The sequence below is a fragment of the Citrobacter sp. wls714 genome, assembly GCF_005281025.1.
In the GTDB taxonomy this organism is placed as follows: Bacteria; Pseudomonadota; Gammaproteobacteria; order Enterobacterales; family Enterobacteriaceae; genus Citrobacter; species Citrobacter werkmanii.
Genome location: NZ_SZWZ01000002.1, coordinates 93,702 through 112,317, shown reverse-complemented (window position 1 = coordinate 112,317; position 18,616 = coordinate 93,702). Strand labels below are relative to the sequence as shown.

The 18,616-nt window shown below is 53.4% G+C and carries 14 protein-coding genes and 1 pseudogene; 2 read left to right on the top strand and 13 right to left on the bottom strand.

Annotation, left to right across the window (positions count from 1 at the left end; all coding sequences use genetic code 11):
- Window positions 1-51: 51 nt before the first annotated feature.
- Together cutC and FDX11_RS00610 are read right to left on the bottom strand one after the other, a co-directional pair.
- Window positions 52-798: a copper homeostasis protein CutC gene (cutC, locus tag FDX11_RS00615; protein WP_061381099.1), complete on the bottom strand. Its 747-nt coding sequence runs from the start codon at window positions 796-798 to the stop codon at window positions 52-54.
- 2 nt (window positions 799-800) lie between these two features.
- A complete protein-coding gene (locus FDX11_RS00610) occupies window positions 801-1,367 on the bottom strand; it encodes a VOC family protein (protein ID WP_042307793.1) in 567 nt (188 codons plus the stop codon).
- Window positions 1,368-1,605: 238 nt separating this feature from the next.
- On the opposite strand from FDX11_RS00610, the gene argS reads away from it, so the two are divergent.
- Window positions 1,606-3,339: an arginine--tRNA ligase gene (gene argS, locus FDX11_RS00605; protein ID WP_079223710.1), complete on the top strand. Its 1,734-nt coding sequence runs from the start codon at window positions 1,606-1,608 to the stop codon at window positions 3,337-3,339.
- Between the two features lie 182 nt (window positions 3,340-3,521).
- Window positions 3,522-5,433, top strand: a pseudogene (gene mrdA / locus FDX11_RS00600) (penicillin-binding protein 2).
- On the opposite strand, the gene FDX11_RS00595 reads toward mrdA, so the two are convergent.
- From FDX11_RS00595 to tar, 11 genes are all read right to left on the bottom strand, one after another.
- On the bottom strand, window positions 5,405-6,544 hold the full coding sequence (locus FDX11_RS00595; RefSeq protein WP_137397276.1) for a glycoside hydrolase family 105 protein: 1,140 nt from the start codon (window positions 6,542-6,544) through the stop codon (window positions 5,405-5,407). The pseudogene mrdA and the gene FDX11_RS00595 overlap by 29 nt on opposite strands.
- The gene (locus FDX11_RS00590) at window positions 6,545-8,131 is read right to left on the bottom strand and encodes an MFS transporter (protein ID WP_137397275.1); all 1,587 of its coding nucleotides are present in this window, start codon (window positions 8,129-8,131) and stop codon (window positions 6,545-6,547) included.
- A 261-nt stretch (window positions 8,132-8,392) separates the two neighbouring features.
- Complete coding sequence (gene flhe / locus FDX11_RS00585; protein WP_061381096.1) at window positions 8,393-8,785, bottom strand: flagellar protein FlhE; 393 nt, start codon at window positions 8,783-8,785, stop codon at window positions 8,393-8,395.
- Window positions 8,785-10,863 carry a flagellar biosynthesis protein FlhA gene (gene flhA / locus FDX11_RS00580; RefSeq protein ID WP_003034666.1) on the bottom strand — a complete coding sequence of 693 codons (2,079 nt, stop codon included), beginning with the start codon at window positions 10,861-10,863 and terminating at the stop codon, window positions 8,785-8,787. The genes flhe and flhA overlap by 1 nt, the downstream gene beginning before the upstream one ends.
- Complete coding sequence (gene flhB / locus FDX11_RS00575; protein WP_079939875.1) at window positions 10,856-12,007, bottom strand: flagellar biosynthesis protein FlhB; 1,152 nt, start codon at window positions 12,005-12,007, stop codon at window positions 10,856-10,858. The genes flhA and flhB overlap by 8 nt, the downstream gene beginning before the upstream one ends.
- 158 nt (window positions 12,008-12,165) lie before the next feature.
- On the bottom strand, window positions 12,166-12,810 hold the full coding sequence (gene cheZ / locus FDX11_RS00570) for a protein phosphatase CheZ (RefSeq protein ID WP_003034659.1): 645 nt from the start codon (window positions 12,808-12,810) through the stop codon (window positions 12,166-12,168).
- A 10-nt stretch (window positions 12,811-12,820) separates the two neighbouring features.
- On the bottom strand, window positions 12,821-13,210 hold the full coding sequence (gene cheY, locus FDX11_RS00565; RefSeq protein ID WP_003034656.1) for a chemotaxis response regulator CheY: 390 nt from the start codon (window positions 13,208-13,210) through the stop codon (window positions 12,821-12,823).
- Between the two features lie 17 nt (window positions 13,211-13,227).
- On the bottom strand, window positions 13,228-14,277 hold the full coding sequence (locus FDX11_RS00560) for a chemotaxis response regulator protein-glutamate methylesterase (protein WP_003833872.1): 1,050 nt from the start codon (window positions 14,275-14,277) through the stop codon (window positions 13,228-13,230).
- Entirely contained in the window at window positions 14,274-15,146 is an 873-nt protein-coding gene (gene cheR, locus FDX11_RS00555; RefSeq protein ID WP_003833874.1) for a protein-glutamate O-methyltransferase CheR, read from the bottom strand. Before cheR ends, FDX11_RS00560 begins: the two co-directional genes overlap by 4 nt.
- A gap of 19 nt (window positions 15,147-15,165) precedes the next feature.
- Window positions 15,166-16,767: a methyl-accepting chemotaxis protein IV gene (tap, locus tag FDX11_RS00550; protein WP_137397274.1), complete on the bottom strand. Its 1,602-nt coding sequence runs from the start codon at window positions 16,765-16,767 to the stop codon at window positions 15,166-15,168.
- 43 nt (window positions 16,768-16,810) lie between these two features.
- Window positions 16,811-18,466, bottom strand: a complete 1,656-nt coding sequence (gene tar, locus FDX11_RS00545) for a methyl-accepting chemotaxis protein II (protein WP_123267398.1) — start codon at window positions 18,464-18,466, stop codon at window positions 16,811-16,813.
- Window positions 18,467-18,616 lie beyond the last annotated feature (150 nt).

Genomic DNA, 18,616 nt, shown 5'->3' with positions numbered 1-18,616 from the left:
GGCCTGGTACGAGCAAGCATCATATTGGGCGACATGATGCAACGGTAAAAATCAGCTGGCCTGATGGCGTGCCATGATTGCTTTCATTTCAGCAACCGCCGCTCCGTCTACCGCATAGCGAGAATACTCATCCGCCTGCGTATCCGAAGACATCGACAACCCCGAATTGCGATAACGCATTGGGGAAGCCAGCCATACTCCGGCAGAACTATGGACTTCCTGCACTCCAGCATCCAGGAACAGGGACAAATTCGAGGCGCGAACCCCCGCTCCGGCCATAATGATTGGAGCACCCGCCAGCGCAATAAGTTCCATTATTTTTGTTAAACCTTGCACTGCATCTGATTTTTGCCCGGAAGTCAGTACCCTGGCGATGCCCAATTGAGAGAGTTTTTGTAGCGCATTGAGTGGGTTAGCGCACATATCAAACGCCCGATGAAAAGTGACATTCAGCGGACCGGCAGCAGCCATTATTTTTTCCATGCGCGGCATATCGACATTGCCATCCACATCTAAAATACCGGTCACCAGCCCTGGAAATCCCAGTTCTCTGACCATCGCAATATCATCCAGCATTGCCGCGAATTCACCGTCGGTATAACAAAAATCCCCTCCACGTGGGCGGATAATAGGGTTGACGGGAATAGCCACATGCTGGCGAACCGAACGCAATACGCCCAGTGACGGCGTTAAGCCCCCTTCTTTGGGCGCCGCGCAAAGCTCAATGCGATCCGCGCCGTTTTGCTGCGCCGTAAGCGCGCATTCCATGCTGTAACAGCAAACTTCCAGTAAGGCCATGTTCACTCCTGTCGCTCACTTGCCACAATGGTTTCAATCGACCACGGATGAAACTTTATCGTCACACTGCCATCGCTGACCGCCAGCGTAGGATTCGGTAAGCGCTCCCGTTCTCCTTTCGGTGAGCTGGTTTTCACAAAGATGCCCGGCTGACTCAGGCCTTGATCGGAAAGCAGCGCCAACGCTCGAGCATTCAGCGTCTCCGCATCTCCCGGCAGGACAATCTCAATATGTTCCCAACCTTCATGTGGATAACGCTTTTCTCCCGGCCACGGCAGCTCTACGATAGAAAATGTCCAGTGCAGGACGCAAACCGGCTCATGGAGTTTGAACAGGCAAATGGGTCTGCCATTGATGATGTTCTCTGACAATAATTCACCGCACTGCTCAAATCCACGACGCCAGCGCTCTGCGGTAGTATTTTGATGACAACGCAAAGAAATGTGATCGGCTTCAAGCGGTGTGACATCCAGACCAAGACGGGTGGAAAGTTCCGTTAACGCCTGCGCGAAATGCGGTAAATCTGCGGAAATATCATGCAGTTCTGCAACTGTTTGCCAGTTCGCCATAATAAAAGCTCATATCCATGTTCAAAGCCGCTAATTTACTCTGTTGCGCTGCGCCATCCAACCGCTGTTTTTTTCGAACGCAATATGCATAATTATACGTAATTGCGTTGCTTTCATTTCCGACAGCGCACAGTACTCGCGATGCTGACGACAACGGGCATTTGCAGTATACTCCCGCCCTAAATTCTTAAACTGGCGCGGTGAATTTTATCCCGCTTCATAAATGTAAGGTATTCCGGTGAATATTCAGGCTCTTCTCTCAGAAAAAGTCAGTCAGGCCATGATTGCTGCAGGCGCGCCTGCAGATTGCGAACCGCAGGTTCGTCAGTCAGCAAAAATACAGTTCGGTGACTATCAGGCCAACGGCATGATGGCTGTCGCTAAAAAACTGGGTATGGCGCCGCGACAACTGGCTGAGCAGGTGCTGACTCATCTGGATCTCAACGGGATTGCCAGCAAGGTTGAAATTGCTGGCCCGGGCTTTATCAATATTTTTCTCGATCCGGCATTTCTGGCGCAGCATGTTCAGCAGGCGCTGGCCTCCGATCGTCTGGGCGTAACTCAACCGGCTAAACAAACCGTTGTTGTTGACTACTCCGCGCCTAACGTGGCGAAAGAGATGCACGTGGGTCACCTGCGTTCCACCATCATCGGTGACGCTGCGGTGCGTACACTGGAGTTCCTCGGCCACAATGTTATTCGTGCTAATCACGTCGGCGACTGGGGTACTCAGTTCGGTATGCTGATCGCATGGCTGGAAAAACAGCAGCAAGAAAACGCCGGAGAGATGGCGCTGGCTGACCTTGAAGGTTTCTACCGTGACGCGAAAAAGCATTACGACGAAGATGAAGCCTTCGCAGAACGCGCCCGTAGCTATGTTGTTAAACTGCAAGGCGGCGACGAATATTTCCGTGAGATGTGGCGCAAACTGGTCGACATTACCATGTCGCAGAACCAGTTAACTTACGATCGCCTGAACGTCACGCTGACCCGTGACGACGTCATGGGTGAAAGCCTGTACAACCCGATGCTGCCAGGTATCGTGGCCGATTTGAAAGCTAAGGGCCTGGCCGTTGAGAGCGAAGGCGCTACCGTCGTATTCCTTGATGAGTATAAGAACAAGGAAGGCGAACCGATGGGCGTTATCATTCAGAAAAAAGATGGCGGCTATCTCTACACCACCACCGACATTGCCTGCGCCAAATATCGTTACGAAACGCTGCATGCCGACCGCGTTCTCTATTACATCGATTCCCGTCAGCATCAGCACTTAATGCAGGCCTGGACCATCGTCCGTAAAGCTGGCTATGTGCCGGATTCCGTGCCGCTGGAACACCACATGTTCGGTATGATGCTGGGTAAAGACGGTAAGCCGTTCAAAACCCGCGCGGGCGGTACGGTTAAACTGGCCGATCTGCTGGATGAAGCGCTGGAACGCGCGCGTCGTCTGGTGGCTGAGAAGAACCCGGATATGCCTGCCGATGAGCTGGAAAAGCTGGCGAATGCGGTCGGTATCGGCGCGGTGAAATATGCGGACTTGTCCAAAAACCGTACCACTGACTACATCTTCGACTGGGACAATATGCTGGCGTTCGAAGGCAACACCGCGCCGTACATGCAGTATGCCTACACCCGCGTACTGTCCGTGTTCCGTAAAGCGGATATCGACGAGAACGCGCTGGCAAATGCGCAGGTCATTATCCGTGAAGATCGCGAGGCCCAACTGGCCGCTCGTCTTCTGCAGTTTGAAGAAACGCTCACCGTTGTTGCCCGTGAAGGTACTCCGCACGTGATGTGTGCCTACCTGTACGATGTAGCGGGTCTGTTCTCCGGCTTCTACGAGCATTGCCCTATCCTCAGCGCTGAGAACGAAGAGATTCGTAACAGCCGTCTGAAGCTGGCGCAGCTGACGGCGAAAACCCTGAAGCTGGGTCTGGATACGCTGGGTATCGAAACCGTAGAACGCATGTAAGTTCGCAAGGATTGAGGCCTGAGTCTGTAACGCGGACTCAGGCCTTTTTTATTTCCGTAACAGGCTATCTGTAACAACTCACAAGGAATGACACATTTCCGTAGAGATATGGAACATATTTGGCCTGTCATCCCGTTTGAGCCTCCGTATCATTAGGCGGCGAATTAATCGGGTACGGGTCAATGACATTCAGAGATTTTGAGGCGGAAGAAAAACTCTTCCAGCGGCGTGTAATAGTGGCCTTTGGCGTGGTGGTCATCTGTTTTGGCATCCTGATTTACAATCTCTACAACCTACAAATCCGTCAGCACCAGTATTACACCACCCGGTCGGATGCAAACGACATCAAAATGCTGCCAGTCGCCCCAACGCGAGGCATGATTTACGATCGCAACGGCATCCCGCTGGTGCGCAACGTAACCTGGTACGACATTTCCGTTACACCTTATAAAATCAGCGATATGGATGCCCTAATCAGGCAGTTAACGCCGATCGTTGACCTCACCCCGGATGACATTGACCAGTTCCGCCATGAGCTAAAATCCAGCAGCCGTTATCGCCCGGTAGTGCTAAAAAATGCGCTGACCGATGTAGAAATCGCCCGTTTCTCGGTTAACCAGTTTCATTTCAGTGGCGTCAATATCAATAGCTATGAAGACCGCCAGTACCCCTATGGGGCCGCACTGGCGCATGTCCTTGGCTATGTTTCAAAAATCAACGACAACGATCTGAAAGCACTGGATAAAAAAGGTCTGGCAGAAAACTACGCCGCCGATCACAACATCGGCAAGCAGGGTATTGAGCACTATTACGAAAACGAACTGCATGGAAAAACCGGCTATCAGGAGGTGGAAGTCGATAACCACGGACGCATCGTCCGCTTGATCAAGGATGTGCCGCCCGTTGCCGGAAAAGATATCCATCTGACGCTGGATTTACATTTACAGCAATACATTGAGAGTCTTCTGGCGGGCCAGCGTGCGGCAGTACTGGTGGAAGATCCGCACGACGGTTCCGTGCTGGCGATGGTCTCAAACCCCAGCTATGACCCCAATCCGTTTGTCAAAGGCATCAGCTATCAGGACTATAACAAGCTGCTGCAGGATAAAGACCTGCCTTTAATCAACCGCGTCACGCAGGGGCTGTATCCTCCCGCCTCCACGGTCAAACCTTACATGGCGATGTCTGCTTTACTGGACGGAGTCATCACTCCGCAGACCAGTTTCTTCGGTGCCCCCACCTGGACGCTCCCCGGCACCGAGCGGCATTATCGTGACTGGAAAAAAACCGGTCACGGTATGCTGGACGTCACCAAAGCGATTGAAGAATCCGCCGATACCTTCTTCTATCAGGTGGCGTATATGATGGGGATCGACCGGATTAACAGCATGCTCAGCCAGTTTGGTTACGGTAAACCGACCGGTATCGATCTTGATGAGGAGTATAACGGCCTGCTCCCGAGCCGCGAATGGAAGCAGAAAGTACATAAAAAAGCATGGTATCAAGGGGATACCATTTCTGTCGGTATCGGCCAGGGCTACTGGATTGCCACGCCAATCCAGATGGTAAAGGCTATGGTAGCACTGATTAACAACGGCAAAGTCATCGCCCCTCACCTGCTACTTGATGAAGAAAGCGGCAAAACCCACACACCGTACCAGGCTCCTGAAGCACCGTCGCAAATCGCCTCTGCATCGTCACCCTACTGGGGGCTGGTGCGTCAGGCGATGTTCGGCATGGCAAATGAACCAAACGGCACCGGGTATAAGTTCTTTCACACCGCACCTTACGGCATTGCGGCGAAAAGTGGCACATCACAGGTCTTCAGCCTGAAAGAAAATCAGACCTACAATGCGAAAATGATTCCGGTCCGTTTGCGCGACCATGTGTTTTATACCGCGTTTGCGCCCTATAAGAACCCGAAAGTCGCCGTGGCGCAGCGACGGCGTAACCGCCGCGCCGGTCATGCGGCAAATCATGGATCATCTGTTTGCGCCGCAGGATAATGCCGCGCAAACAGAGGTGCCCCAACAAGCAGGTCCGTTAGCGGCATCTGCCAACGAGTTCAAAAATACTTACGCAAGTATTCGGTAAGGCACAGTATCGCCATTGCCTGTCCATATGGCATGGAGGTCCGCGGGATATTGCGGTAAAAATCGAGATTGTGCCCCATTCCGGTACCAAACGAGGTGTGCAACAATTCTCCTTCTGGTGAGATATGTTGCACAATGCCTCTGATGGCTTTTTCGGCCACCGCAGCATACTCGTGGCCGACATAGCGTTTACGTACCGCTTTGAGGATCCCATACGCAAATCCGGCGGTGGCTGACGCTTCCAGATACGACTGCGAATCGTCCAGCAGCGTGTGCCACAATCCACTTTCATCCTGGCACTTAGCCAGCGCCGCGATTTGCGCGTGCAGAACCTGCACCAGATAGCGGCGAACGGCACTTTTTTCTGGTAAATCGAGCAGTTCGAGGAAGTCCGGGATCACGATAGTTAACCAGCTGTTGCCACGCGCCCAGCGAGCGTTGGCAAAATTATGCTGTCCTTCATAACTCCAGCCGTGGAACCACAGCCCCGTCTCTTTATCCATCAGGTTCTGCACATGCAGCAGGAACTGATAGGTTGCTTCTTCAATATATTCTGGACGGTTGAGCAACTTGCCGATTTTCGCCAGTGGCAAAACCGTCATCATCAGCGTGTCATCCCACATTTGCTGGTGATTCTCTTCCGCCAGCGTAATGTGCTGCATACCGCCGAATCTGGTACGCGGCATCTCATGCATTGCCCACTCCGCCCAGCTGTCGAGCCACGGCAGATACGCGGGGTTACGCGTCTCTTCATAGCGATATGCCAACGTTAAAAACGGTGCCATCGTGTTGACGTTTTTGGTGGTTGCACCTTCGGCAAAACGATCGGCAAACCAGCTGTCGATGATATCGCGCATCGTTTCATCGCCGGTTTGCTGATAATACTGATACATCCCATACAAGCCGACGCCGTGCGTCCACTCCCATCCCGCCCAACCTTTGGTATCAATAACGCGTCCATCGTCCAGACGTAGCAAGAACTCGCCGGTCTCGTCATGAATATTGACCAGGTTATGCGTCACCTTTTTGATCAACGCTTTTAATTCATCCCTGGCAATAAAATGGTCTGGTTGGCGCAACAATGGGCTGTATTTAACCGGGTAAACAATCATTTACTTCACCTCTGTCAATGTCGAATTCAATGCGGCGCCCTTTTCCAGTTTCGGTGCCGCTGGTTTATTACGATTCAGGTAACCAATATTGTTGTTACCCCAAAGTGATTCATATGGCATGCCGGACAGCATCTCTACGGTGGCGCGTCCCTCAGCGGAAAGTCCTTCCAGCACAGGCCGCCCGGACTCACGCATTTTTGCGGTCTCTTCACGTAGGGTGCTGTGGGTTTGCAGGTTCAGTTTGAAGCGCAGGGAAACCAGGAAACCCAGCGCCAGAACAATTAGCGTACCGCAGCTCAGAATTAACAGAATGGTATGGCTGACCGCCGCGGGTTGTACGTTGTGACCGGAGACAAAACCGGACATCTGCATGACAATCCCTACCAGCATCACCGCTCCCGCCTGGGACGCCTTACGCGTTAACGTCATGATGCCAGCGAAAATTCCTTCCCGGCGCTGGCCGGTAATCACTTCATCAACATCGGCAATATAGGTATAGGTATTCCAGGGAACATAATTGATCCCGCCGCGTCCCAGGCCCGCAATGGCAGAGACCAGCAGCAACAGAGAATAAACATCGCTTAACCCGGCATAGTAAAGCAGCGCATAAGAGAGAGAACTCGCGCCAAACAGGACAACGACCATCCGGTATGATGGCGCGGGTCCAAAGCGGATACACAATGGGATCATGGCGATAACGGCAATAAACTGGAAGATAGCCATCGTTCCCAGCAGGTTTGACGTCATCGAGGCTTCCTGCATCAGCACAAACACCACATAGTAAGTAAAGACGGCGTTAAAAACGTCCTGCGCTATATAGCCGCCGAGATACATTCCTAAATGCTGACGGAAGATACGGATGCGCAGTGTTGAACTCAGTTCAACGAACAGGCGGTTCATGCTTTGGCTAAAGGTCAGCTTTTTCTTCTCTTCTTCGGCTCGCAGCGCGGCTTCAGTCCACTCAGCACGTGGGCGCTCCCAGGTAAAGAACCAGACGAAAGTCAGCATCAGCGCGCACAGCACAGAGAACACCAGGCTGGCATAGAAAAAAGACACCGGGTTATCTTTGCCAAACAGCGTTAGCAGAACGCCGGGTAAGAACGAGGCCAGAATAGCTGACATTTGCGCCATCGAAATACGTGCGCCAGAAAACTTGGTTTTCTGTTTAAAGTCATCGGTCATTTCGGGCACCAGCGTTTCATAAGGCACCAGAATCATGGTGTAGACCACGTCAAAAATCAGATAGGTCAGCAGGTAATACCAGAATCCCATGTCACCCACCCACATCAGCGAGTAGCTAAAGACGCAGGGGATCCCCAACAGAATAAAAAACTTACGTCGCCCGAAGCGTTTACCGAGCCAGGTGGAACCAAAGTTATCGGTTAAAAAACCCATTAACGGGCTAACCACGGCATCCAGCACCCTGGCGGTGGCAAAAATGAAGGTCGCCTCGATAGGCGTCAGACCACAAAACGTAGTGTAAAAATAGAGCAGCCAGGCGGCGGTTAATGCCGTGGTGCCTGCGCCTAAAAAATCCCCCGAACCGTAGGCAAAATAGTTAACCAATCCGATTTTACGTGTCTTCATTGCCGTTACCCCTGCACATTATTGGGAGGCCCCGCAATCCTCGCATTGATATTGGGCGTCCTTTCAGGGTCACAGTAAAAGCTAACAGCAAGTGAAACCTTTCTGTTTCTGCCAGGGATGTTCGCGAAATGGCAACAGCACAAAGAGTCCGGCAACGTATGTCACCAATTTTATAAAACAGCGTTTCTTTTTAATCAAAGCGGAGGGCTAAAATTGCGAAGCAGCCAGCAGTTTCTGCTGCTGGCCTAATGAAGAGAGGCGTTAACGATAGTTCACAATCACCTGATTGCTCTGTACTTGTAAGGCGGGGATCAGGCGACCGCCGCCAGGAACTTCCCAGACAAAATGCATAGGTTCAATGGCAGGAACATTATTGAACCCGTTGGTGGTGCCACTTTGCCCGTCCAGCTCGACACAACGAGACTGAGAGCATAAACGCACACGTAACCCTGCAGGAGTTGGGCCATTAAGCTCATAGCGCCACGCCACTAAGGTCATCAAACCCGAGACTGGTTGGCTCGGAACCAGAGGTGCAGACGACGCTGACTGACCACGGTGGTTTAAGGTGATCCCCATCCCGCTTGCCTGCCATGCCCCTTCTCCGGCTGCCTGTACCGCCAGAGGAAACAACAACAGCCACAGTAAGTTACGCATTATTTACCTCCAATAGTCGCCGTCATGCGGATATGGCGGTTATCAGAAAGCTCCATGTTCGATAACACCACCAACTGCGGAATGCTGCGACGTAAAAAGCGTGCCAGTAACGGACGTAACGCGTGATTAACCAGCAATACCGGCGGCGCGCCCAACATTTCCTGGCGGGAGAGCGCTTCCTGGGTTTGGGCCAGCAGCCGGTCCGCCAGACCAGGCTCCAGACCGCCGCCGCCCTGTAATGCTTGCAGCAGCAGACGTTCAAGCGGGGTATCCAGGCCAATAACCTGAACCTCTTCATTACCCGGGAACCATTGCTGGGTGATGGCGCGCCCCAGCGCAACACGGACTACCGCAGTAAGCTCATGCGGATCGTTTTGCAGCGGCGCATGTTCAGCCAGCGTTTCGAGAATGGTGCGCATATCGCGAATCGGTACTTTTTCGTCCAGTAAGTTCTGCAGTACTTTGTGCAGTGTGGTCAGCGTCACAACCCCAGGGACCAGATCTTCGGTTAGCTTTGGCATCTCCTGTGAGACGCGGTCCAGGAGCTGTTGCGCTTCCTGGCGCCCGAACAGCTCCGCGGCAAACTGACCAATCAGGTGATTCAGATGCGTAGCGACAACGGTACTGGCTTCAACCACCGTAAAGCCCTGAATCTGCGCCTGTTCCTTCAATGCGCTCTCAATCCAGATAGCGTCCAGTCCGAAAGCCGGATCGACCGTTTTCTCACCCGGCAGCGACCCGGCGGCAGTACCTGGGTTAATGGCCAGCCAGCGTCCCGGATAGGCGTCACCGCTGCCAATTTCCACCCCTTTCATCAAAATTCGATAGCGGGCCGGCTGCAGATCCATGTTGTCACGGATATGTACCACCGGCGGCAGGAAGCCCATATCCTGGGCAAATTTCTTACGAATACTGCGAATTCGCCCCAGCAACTCACCATCTTGTTGAAAATCCACCATTGGGATCAGGCGGTAACCTACCTCCATGCCCAGCGAATCTTCCAACTGCACGTCGTTCCACGTGGCTTCCACCACGGAGTTGTTTTCCGGCATTTTCACCGGCTGCGGTTCATCCGGCGCTTTTTGCTCACGACCGCGCATCCACCAGGCCAGGCCCAGTAATGCGGCAGTAAACATCAGAAACACCAGGTTCGGCATGCCCGGAACCAGGCCCAAAAGTCCAAGTACCGCCGCACTGAGCAGCATAACGCTGGGGTTGCTGAACAGTTGGGTCACCATCTGTTCACCTACGTCCTGGTCGGTACTCACGCGGGTCACGATAACGCCCGCCGCGGTAGAGATAACCAGCGCAGGAATTTGTGCCACCAGCCCGTCACCGATGGTCAGCAGGGTATAACTTTCCGCAGCGCTGCCCATGCTCATACCATGCTGCAACACCCCAACTAACAGACCGCCGACTACGTTGATCACCATGATCAAAATACCGGCGATGGCGTCTCCACGGACGAATTTACTCGCACCGTCCATTGAGCCGTAAAAATCCGCTTCCTGGGTCACTTCCGAGCGTCGTTTTTTGGCTTCATCTTCGCCAATCAGACCGGCATTCAAATCCGCATCAATCGCCATCTGCTTGCCGGGCATTCCGTCCAGTACAAAGCGCGCGCCTACCTCGGCGATACGTCCTGCACCTTTAGTGATTACCATAAAGTTAATGATGACAAGAATCACGAAGACCACGATACCGATCGCGAAGTTACCGCCCACCAGGAAGTGACCAAAGGCTTCAACCACCTTCCCCGCCGCCGCCGCGCCGGTGTGTCCTTCCATCAAAATGATACGGGTCGACGCGACGTTCAGGGCCAGACGTAATAATGTGGTAAACAGCAAAATCGTCGGGAATGCGGCAAACTCCAGCGTACGCTGGGTGAACATCGCCACCAGCAGCACCATGATCGACAGCGCAATGTTAAAGGTGAACAGCAAATCGAGGACGAAAGCCGGCAGCGGCAGCACCATCATCGACAGGATCAGCAGGATGAGGATCGGTCCGGCAAGGATTTGCCATTGCGTGGATTTCAGGTTGCTGGGCAGACGCAGCATCGCGACCAGATTAGCCATCAGTATTCTTCTCGTTCATGAAATCCAGTGCTTCAGGCACCGGAAGGTTTTCAGGTTGTGGTGGACGCTTGCCGCCAGCCAGACGCCAGCGTTTTAGCTGCCATACCCATGCCAGTACTTCGGCAACGGCGGCATACAATTGACCCGGTATTTGCTGACCTATTTCAGCATGGCGATAGAGCGCACGCGCCAGTGGTGGCGCTTCTAACGTAGGAACACGGTGCTCTGCGCCAATTTCACGAATGCGCAGCGCAACCAGTCCGGCCCCCTTAGCGACAACTTTCGGGGCACTCATTTTGTTCTCGTCATACTTCAACGCCACTGAGTAGTGCGTAGGGTTAGTGACAATAACGTCTGCTTTTGGTACATCCGCCATCATACGACGCTGAGCGGCCGCGCGCTGCATTTGACGAATTTTGCCCTTAACGTGCGGGTCACCTTCGCTTTGCTTAAATTCATCGCGGATATCCTGACGCGACATACGCAGTTTTTTCAGATGGCTATAGATCTGGAAAAAGACGTCGAACCCCACCATCGGAATGACGCCAAGCACCACCAGTAGTGCACACATACCGACTAAATCCAGGGCGTTGCCCATCGCCGTAATCGGTGACTCCGCCATCAGACGCATCATCGCCGGCCAGTTATGCCAGAGATAAAATCCGGCCACGCTTCCCACTAACGTGGACTTCAGTATCGCTTTGAGCAGTTCTGCGCCGGTTTGCGCGGAAAACATGCGCTTAATGCCCGGTAACGGATTCAGCTTAGAGAATTTGGGTTGCAGGGATTTACCGCTGAAAATCAAGCCACCAAGCATCACCGGGGAGATTAGTGCCACCAGAACGACGCCGGTAATCAACGGCAACAGCGCAATCATCGCGTCTTTAATCAGCAGGATGATTTGGCTCAGGATCAGATTCGGGTCGTTGACCATACTGTGGTCAAAACGTAATCCGGTCGACAGCATGCCAGCCAGTCTGCGGGCAAGCGACTCCCCACCAATCCAGATAATGCACACACCCACCAGCAAAATAAGTAGTGAGGTCAGCTCTTTGGATCGGGGGATCTGCCCTTCTTCCCGTGCTTTTTCAAGTCGGTGGGGTGTGGGGGCTTCTGTTTTGTCGTCGTCGCTTTCTTCTGCCACGCATCAGACCCTGGATAAAGATATAGGCGAGAATGATGCCAGAACAGCTATCCAGCAATGGGAAGAGTAAGCGGTAAAAAAGACGGGATTTATGGCTTTAAGCAGAATTGCGCGTAAGCCGGATGAGAGGTCCACGCCTCACATCCGGCAAATACTCATCAGAACCCGAGGCTATCCAGCAGGTCGTCAACCTGATCCTGACTTGCCACTACGCCAGCTTTCGAGGCGTCAACCTGCGGGCCGTTAAGCAAGCTTTCGTTTTCACGTTTTGGACGAGCGCCCTGTTCCGGAATGTTTTCCAACAGAACCATCAGCAGCTGACGTTCAATTTCCTGGATAACATCCATCATGCGCTTGATGACCTGTCCGGTGAGATCCTGGAAATCCTGCGCCATCATGATGTCCAGCAACTGGGCATTGGTAAAGCTGGTATGTCCGGGCACATCACCAAGGAATTGACGGGTATCGGTGACCAGTTCTCGAGCGTCGGACAGTTCGATCGGATTTTCGAACCATTCATCCCAGCGTTTGGTCAGGTCTTTGGCACCTTTTTCCATCGCGTCCTGATGCGGCTGCGAAGCTTCTACACTGTTCAGCGCGCGCTCTGCCGCCTGAGCGGTCATCTGTACAACGTAATCGAGACGATCGCGGGCATCGGGAATCGCTTCTGCCGCTTCGGCAATGGCCTGATCCAGCCCCAGTTCACGCAAGCTGTCGCGCAGCATTCGGGTCAAACTGCCGATGCGCGCGATGATGTCCCCTGCAGAGTGCTCGTCAGCAGGTTTAATTTGTGGTTGCATCATCATCACACCCTCACATGCCCAGTTTCTCAAAGATTTTATTCAGTTTTTCTTCCAGCGTCGCCGCTGTGAACGGTTTCACGACATAGCCACTGGCACCTGCCTGTGCTGCCGCAATGATGTTCTCTTTTTTGGCTTCTGCCGTGACCATCAGTACCGGCAGAGAAGCCATCCCGCCATCGGCACGGATGGTTTTCAGCAGTTCCAGCCCATCCATGTTCGGCATGTTCCAGTCAGAAATAACAAAACCGAAACCCCCAGCCTGTAGCTTGTTCAGCGCATCCACGCCGTCCTCAGCTTCTTCAACATTGTTGAATCCCAGCTCTTTGAGCAAGTTACGCACGATACGACGCATGGTGGAAAAGTCATCCACAACCAAAAACTTAAGCTCTTTATCCGCCATAAAAATAAACTCCTGATTCAAATACGTATTGCCTGTCCGGCACTAATTTTCACCAGCATTTGCTGGCTCACCTGGCTAAGATCGACCACTTCGCTTACGCCACCCATATTGATGGCCTCGCGCGGCATGCCGAACACCACACAACTTGCTTCGTTTTGCGCAATGGTCCAGGCTCCCGCCTGGTTCATCGCTAACATTCCGGCTGCGCCATCGTTGCCCATACCGGTCAGGATCACCCCGACGGCATTGCGCCCCGCATGTTTCGCCACCGAATGGAACAGCACATCCACTGAGGGTCGATGCCGATTAACCGGCGGACCGTCATGAATTTTGATTTGATAGTTCGCGCCGCTGCGCGCCAGTTCCATATGCTTGTCACCCGGCGCGATATATGCATGCCCCGGGAGTACGCGCTCTCCGTCTTCTGCTTCTTTCACGGTTATCTGACACAGTTTGTTCAGACGTTCGGCGAACGAACGGGTAAATCCAGGCGGCATATGCTGGGTAATAAGAATACCGGGACTTGAAAGCGGCAATGGCTGGAGTACATGGCGAATTGCCTCTGTTCCTCCGGTTGAGGCGCCAATCACCAGCAGTTTTTCCGAACTGAGTAACGGCCCCGCTTTCAAAGTCGTCGGTGCCGCCATGGGCTTATGGGCCGCCAGTTTTGCCCGCGATGCGGTGCGGATTTTCTCCGCAATCATCTCGCTATACGCCAGCATTCCTTCGCGGATCCCCAGTTGCGGTTTGGTGACAAAATCAATCGCCCCCAGCTCCAGGGCCCGTAGCGTGACCTCTGAACCTTTACCGGTCAGTGAAGAAACCATCACCACCGGCATCGGACGCAGGCGCATCAACTTCTCAAGAAAGTCGAGGCCGTCCATGCGCGGCATTTCCACATCCAGCGTCAGGACATCGGGATTGTATTTTTTGATTAAATCCCGGGCGACTAACGGATCCGGCGCCGTCGCCACCATTTCCATATCACTGTGGCTGTTAATAATTTCGGTCATGATTTGGCGCATCAATGCAGAATCATCTACCGACAACACCCTGATTTTACTCATGCTTTATCCTTACCTGGCGCATGCGCATACACGGTCTGTCCACGCAGGCTAAACTCGCGCACGAGGTTGCTAAAGTTTTCTGAATGACCTGCAAACAGCAGCCCATCGGGTTTAAGAAGAGGAACAAAACGGTGCAAAATGTCCTGCTGCGTCGTTTTATCGAAATAGATCATCACGTTACGGCAAAATATGGCATCAAAAGGGCCTGGCACGTTGTACTGCTTATCCAGTAAGTTCACGCTGGAAAACTCAACATGACCTGCCAGTTCCTGCCGAACACGTACCAGCCCTTCATGCGGTCCGGTGCCGCGCATGAAATAACGCTGCAGCTGCTGGGGTGACAGCGTCTTTAGCTCATCGAGGCGGTAAATGCCGTTTCTGGCCTTTTCCAGCACTTCGGTATCAATGTCGCTGGCAAAAACACGCCAGCGGCCCGGTGCCATACCTAAGGTATCGGCAAGCGTAATCGCAATGCTGTAGGGTTCTTCTCCGGTTGACGCCGCCGCGCTCCAGACGCGGTATTCACCGTTGCGCCGACGAGCATGATCTGACAGCACCGGAAAATGATGCCCTTCGCGAAAAAACGCGGTCAGGTTGGTGGTCAGAGAGTTAATAAAAGCCTGCCACTCAGCACTGTTCTGGTTAGCTTCCAGCATGCTGAGATAGCGACCAAAGTCATCCAGTCCCAGGGTTCGCAGACGGCGGACCAGGCGGTTATACACCATGTCCCGTTTATGGTCGGCCAGTACGATCCCCGCACGCTGGTAGATTAATTGACATATCCGACGAAAATGCGCGTCAGACAGCGCGAGGCGCTGTGTCATCTGTAACAATAATGACGTTTGCCCGGAGGGCAGAGATGATGTCATAGCGCCTTCTCAATCACATTCAGGATACAACGGGCACAACCTGCGGCTGCGCCAACTCTTGTTTTGCTACGTTTTGCTCTTCAAGCTTAAAAAATGCGACACAGGCAGAAAGATGATCGGCCTGCGTGGCGAGTTGTCCGGTGGCGGATGCGGCCTCTTCAACCAGCCCGGCGTTTTGCTGCGTCACGGAGTCCATCTGGCTGACGGCCTGCGCCACCTGTTCAATGCCTCTGCGTTGTTCATCGGACGCCGAGGCAATCTCCCCCATGATGTCGTTCACCCGGGTAACGGAGCTGACAATTTCTGTCATCGTGCGCGCCGCCATATCCACCAGTTGCGATCCCTGCTGAACCCGGGTGACAGACTCCTCAATCAGTCCCTTAATTTCCTTTGCTGCCTGTGCGCTCCGGCTGGCCAGATTGCGCACTTCTCCAGCAACAACGGCAAAACCGCGCCCCTGTTCCCCCGCTCGGGCAGCCTCTACTGCGGCATTCAGCGCCAGGATATTGGTCTGAAAGGCAATGCTGTCAATCACCCCGATAATGTCGCCAATTTTCTGCGAGCTGGCGGAAATCTCATGCATGGTGCTGGCAACCCGGGACGTCTGCTCGCCACCTTTATGCGCTGTGTCTGCTGCACTTTTGGCAATTCCTGACGCCTGACGCGCGTTATCAGCGTTCTGGCCGACTGTGGCGGTCAGTTGTTCCATGCTGGCTGCCGTTTGTGCCAGCGCGGCCGCCTGCTGTTCGGTTCGCGAAGATAAATCGTTATTGCCCATCGCGATTTCTGAAATACCGCTATGCATGGCTGCGCTGCCCTGACGAACGTCACTTACCGTTTCGCGTAACGCCTTTTGCATCTTCTGCAGGCTGGCAAAAATAGCCGAGATCTCATTGCGCCCATAAACCGCTACCGGTCGTGCCAGATTTCCCGCGGCAATACTGTCGAAATGGCTGCAAATAATCGCCAGCGGCTGAACGATCATCTTGCGCGACCAGAACAGCGCACCGCTGGTGAGCAGTGCCGCCAGTACCACCATGGTGGCGAAAATCACCCCCGACATGTGATAATTGCGCTGACTCTGCTCCCCTGCCGTTTGCAACACGCTGTCAATGTTGCTCTGCCACGCATTCACATTCGCATCAAAAGCATCCTGAGCCGCCTGCACCGGCGCGGTCAGAAAATCTGACAACTGATTATTTTCAAGCCAGGTGGCCTGATGCGTGAGAGCACTGTGCCACTGGCTGAAACTATTCTCCGTTGCACCAAACAGCGCCTTTCCTTGTTCCGTAGAATCCGACGTCGCCATAAAGCGTTTAAACATCAATTCAGACTGCGCCAGGCTATCTCGCGCGAGGGTCATCAACGTTTTGATGTCCTCTGGCGGATAGCTCAGGGCGGTCAGCGTCCCTGCCTTATTAAGGGCCGTACTGGCCTGTAATAACACAGCGCGGGTTTGTGCCAGCGCAGCGCGTTGCTGATTACTCCGTTCGACCTGATTCAGGTTCTGAAAACCGTCCCGAAATGCCCAGAAGGACAAGCCATTACTGCCAATCTGCAAAACACCGCAGAGGATTAAAATCAAAAACAGCGTGGTCGAAATTCGAATACGATTAAACATCAACGCTCCCATCGGGCGGCACTGGCCGCGGTTTAACTATCAGTCAAAATGTTTCCCAATTCGTATCTTGTTCAATGCTCTGGCGCGGATAGGATGCGCTCGGGGCCGCTGGTAATCGTGTATCGCGTGGTTTTGTCGAGGCTGGACGTGACGCAAGACGGAAAGTCGATACCGACTGCGTCAGGCGACTGGCCTGTTCTTCAAGAGCGGCCGCTGCGGCAGCTGACTCCTGTACCAAAGAGGCGTTCTGCTGCGTAACGCGATCCATTTCAGAGACCGCGAGCGCAACCTGATCAATCCCCCGGCTTTGCTCGTCGGAGGCTGAGGCAATCTCACCCATGATATCGGTCACCCGCGTCACGGCATTGACGATGTCGTTCATCGTTTCCCCTGCGCTTTCCACCAGTACAGAACCGGTATCAACCCGGGAAACGGAATCTTCAATCAACGCTTTGATCTCTTTTGCCGCCTGCGCACTGCGGCTTGCCAGATTACGCACTTCGCCCGCCACCACGGCAAAGCCGCGGCCTTGCTCACCGGCGCGTGCTGCTTCAACCGCCGCGTTCAGTGCGAGAATGTTGGTCTGAAAGGCAATACCATCGATGACGCTGATGATGTCGGCGATTTTCTTCGAGCTATCGGCGATTTCGTGCATGGTGTTCACCACACTATCAACCACTTTGCCGCCATGCTGCGCGGTGTCAGACGCGCTTTTCGCCAGTTGCGAGGCCTGACGCGCGTTGTCCGCGTTTTGCTTCACGGTTGCGGTCAGCTGTTCCATGCTGGCTGCGGTCTCTTCCAGCGCAGACGCCTGCTGTTCCGTACGAGATGAAAGATCGGTGTTTCCGCTGGCAATTTCGCTGGTACCGGAATAAATCGCATCAGAGCCTTCACGCACCAGGGTGACGGTTTCCGTCAGCGAGCGCTGCATATGATCAACCGTACTGGCCAACTCGCCGATTTCGTTACGACCGCTAACGGTGAGAGTTGCGGTCAGGTTACCGCTGGCGATTTCCCGAATATGGGCAATAACGCGGGAAAGAGGATTAAGCAGGGTATGACGGATGCCGTACCAGACCACCACCAGAATCAGTACCAGCACGACGGCCAGCACGCCAAGCTGCCATTGGGCGAAATGGTAATCCCGCGCGCTTTGATCAAATGCCTGAACGTAAAGCTTTTCGCTAACGCTGGCGTACTTGCCCAGCGCCTCGCCGAGCGCGTTTTGCATTCCCTGCGTAGGCTGCGCAAAGTAGGCGTCCATATTGCCGCTTTCCAGAAACTGAACCAGTTCAGCCAGGGCCGCATGGTACTGCTGATATTTTTCCTCAACGTTGCCGCTGGCTTCTGCCATTTCCGGCAACGGTGTGATGTTTTTAAATTTTGCGTAATGCGTTTCAGCCTGTGCCAGCGATGCTTTCGCATTCTTCAGCAGATCGTTTTTGGCGCTGCTTTGCTGGTTAGACGCATCCATCATCATGCGCGCAGAAGAACGGCTTAAATTGATTCGTGTTTGCAGCATCAGATCCCATGTTGAGGTGAGTTCACTTTGCTGCTGTCGAAGATCGTTAGAAATAACAAAACTTTGCTGATTCTGCTGCAATGAAGAAAACAACAGACCACCGGAAACAAGCTGTAGCAGTGCGAAAACCCCCAGCACCATCATCAGCATTGTGACAACGCGGATACGGTTAAACATAAGGCACCTTCCTGAAAACGAGTTATCAACGTTATCGGCAGTGGCTGAGATAACTTTACGTTTGCGAAAAGGAAATCCTGAAGGGATGTGAAGCCTGGCGAGGGGAAGGTAAAAACGGGTGCGCAACAACCACAAATCATTCACATAAAA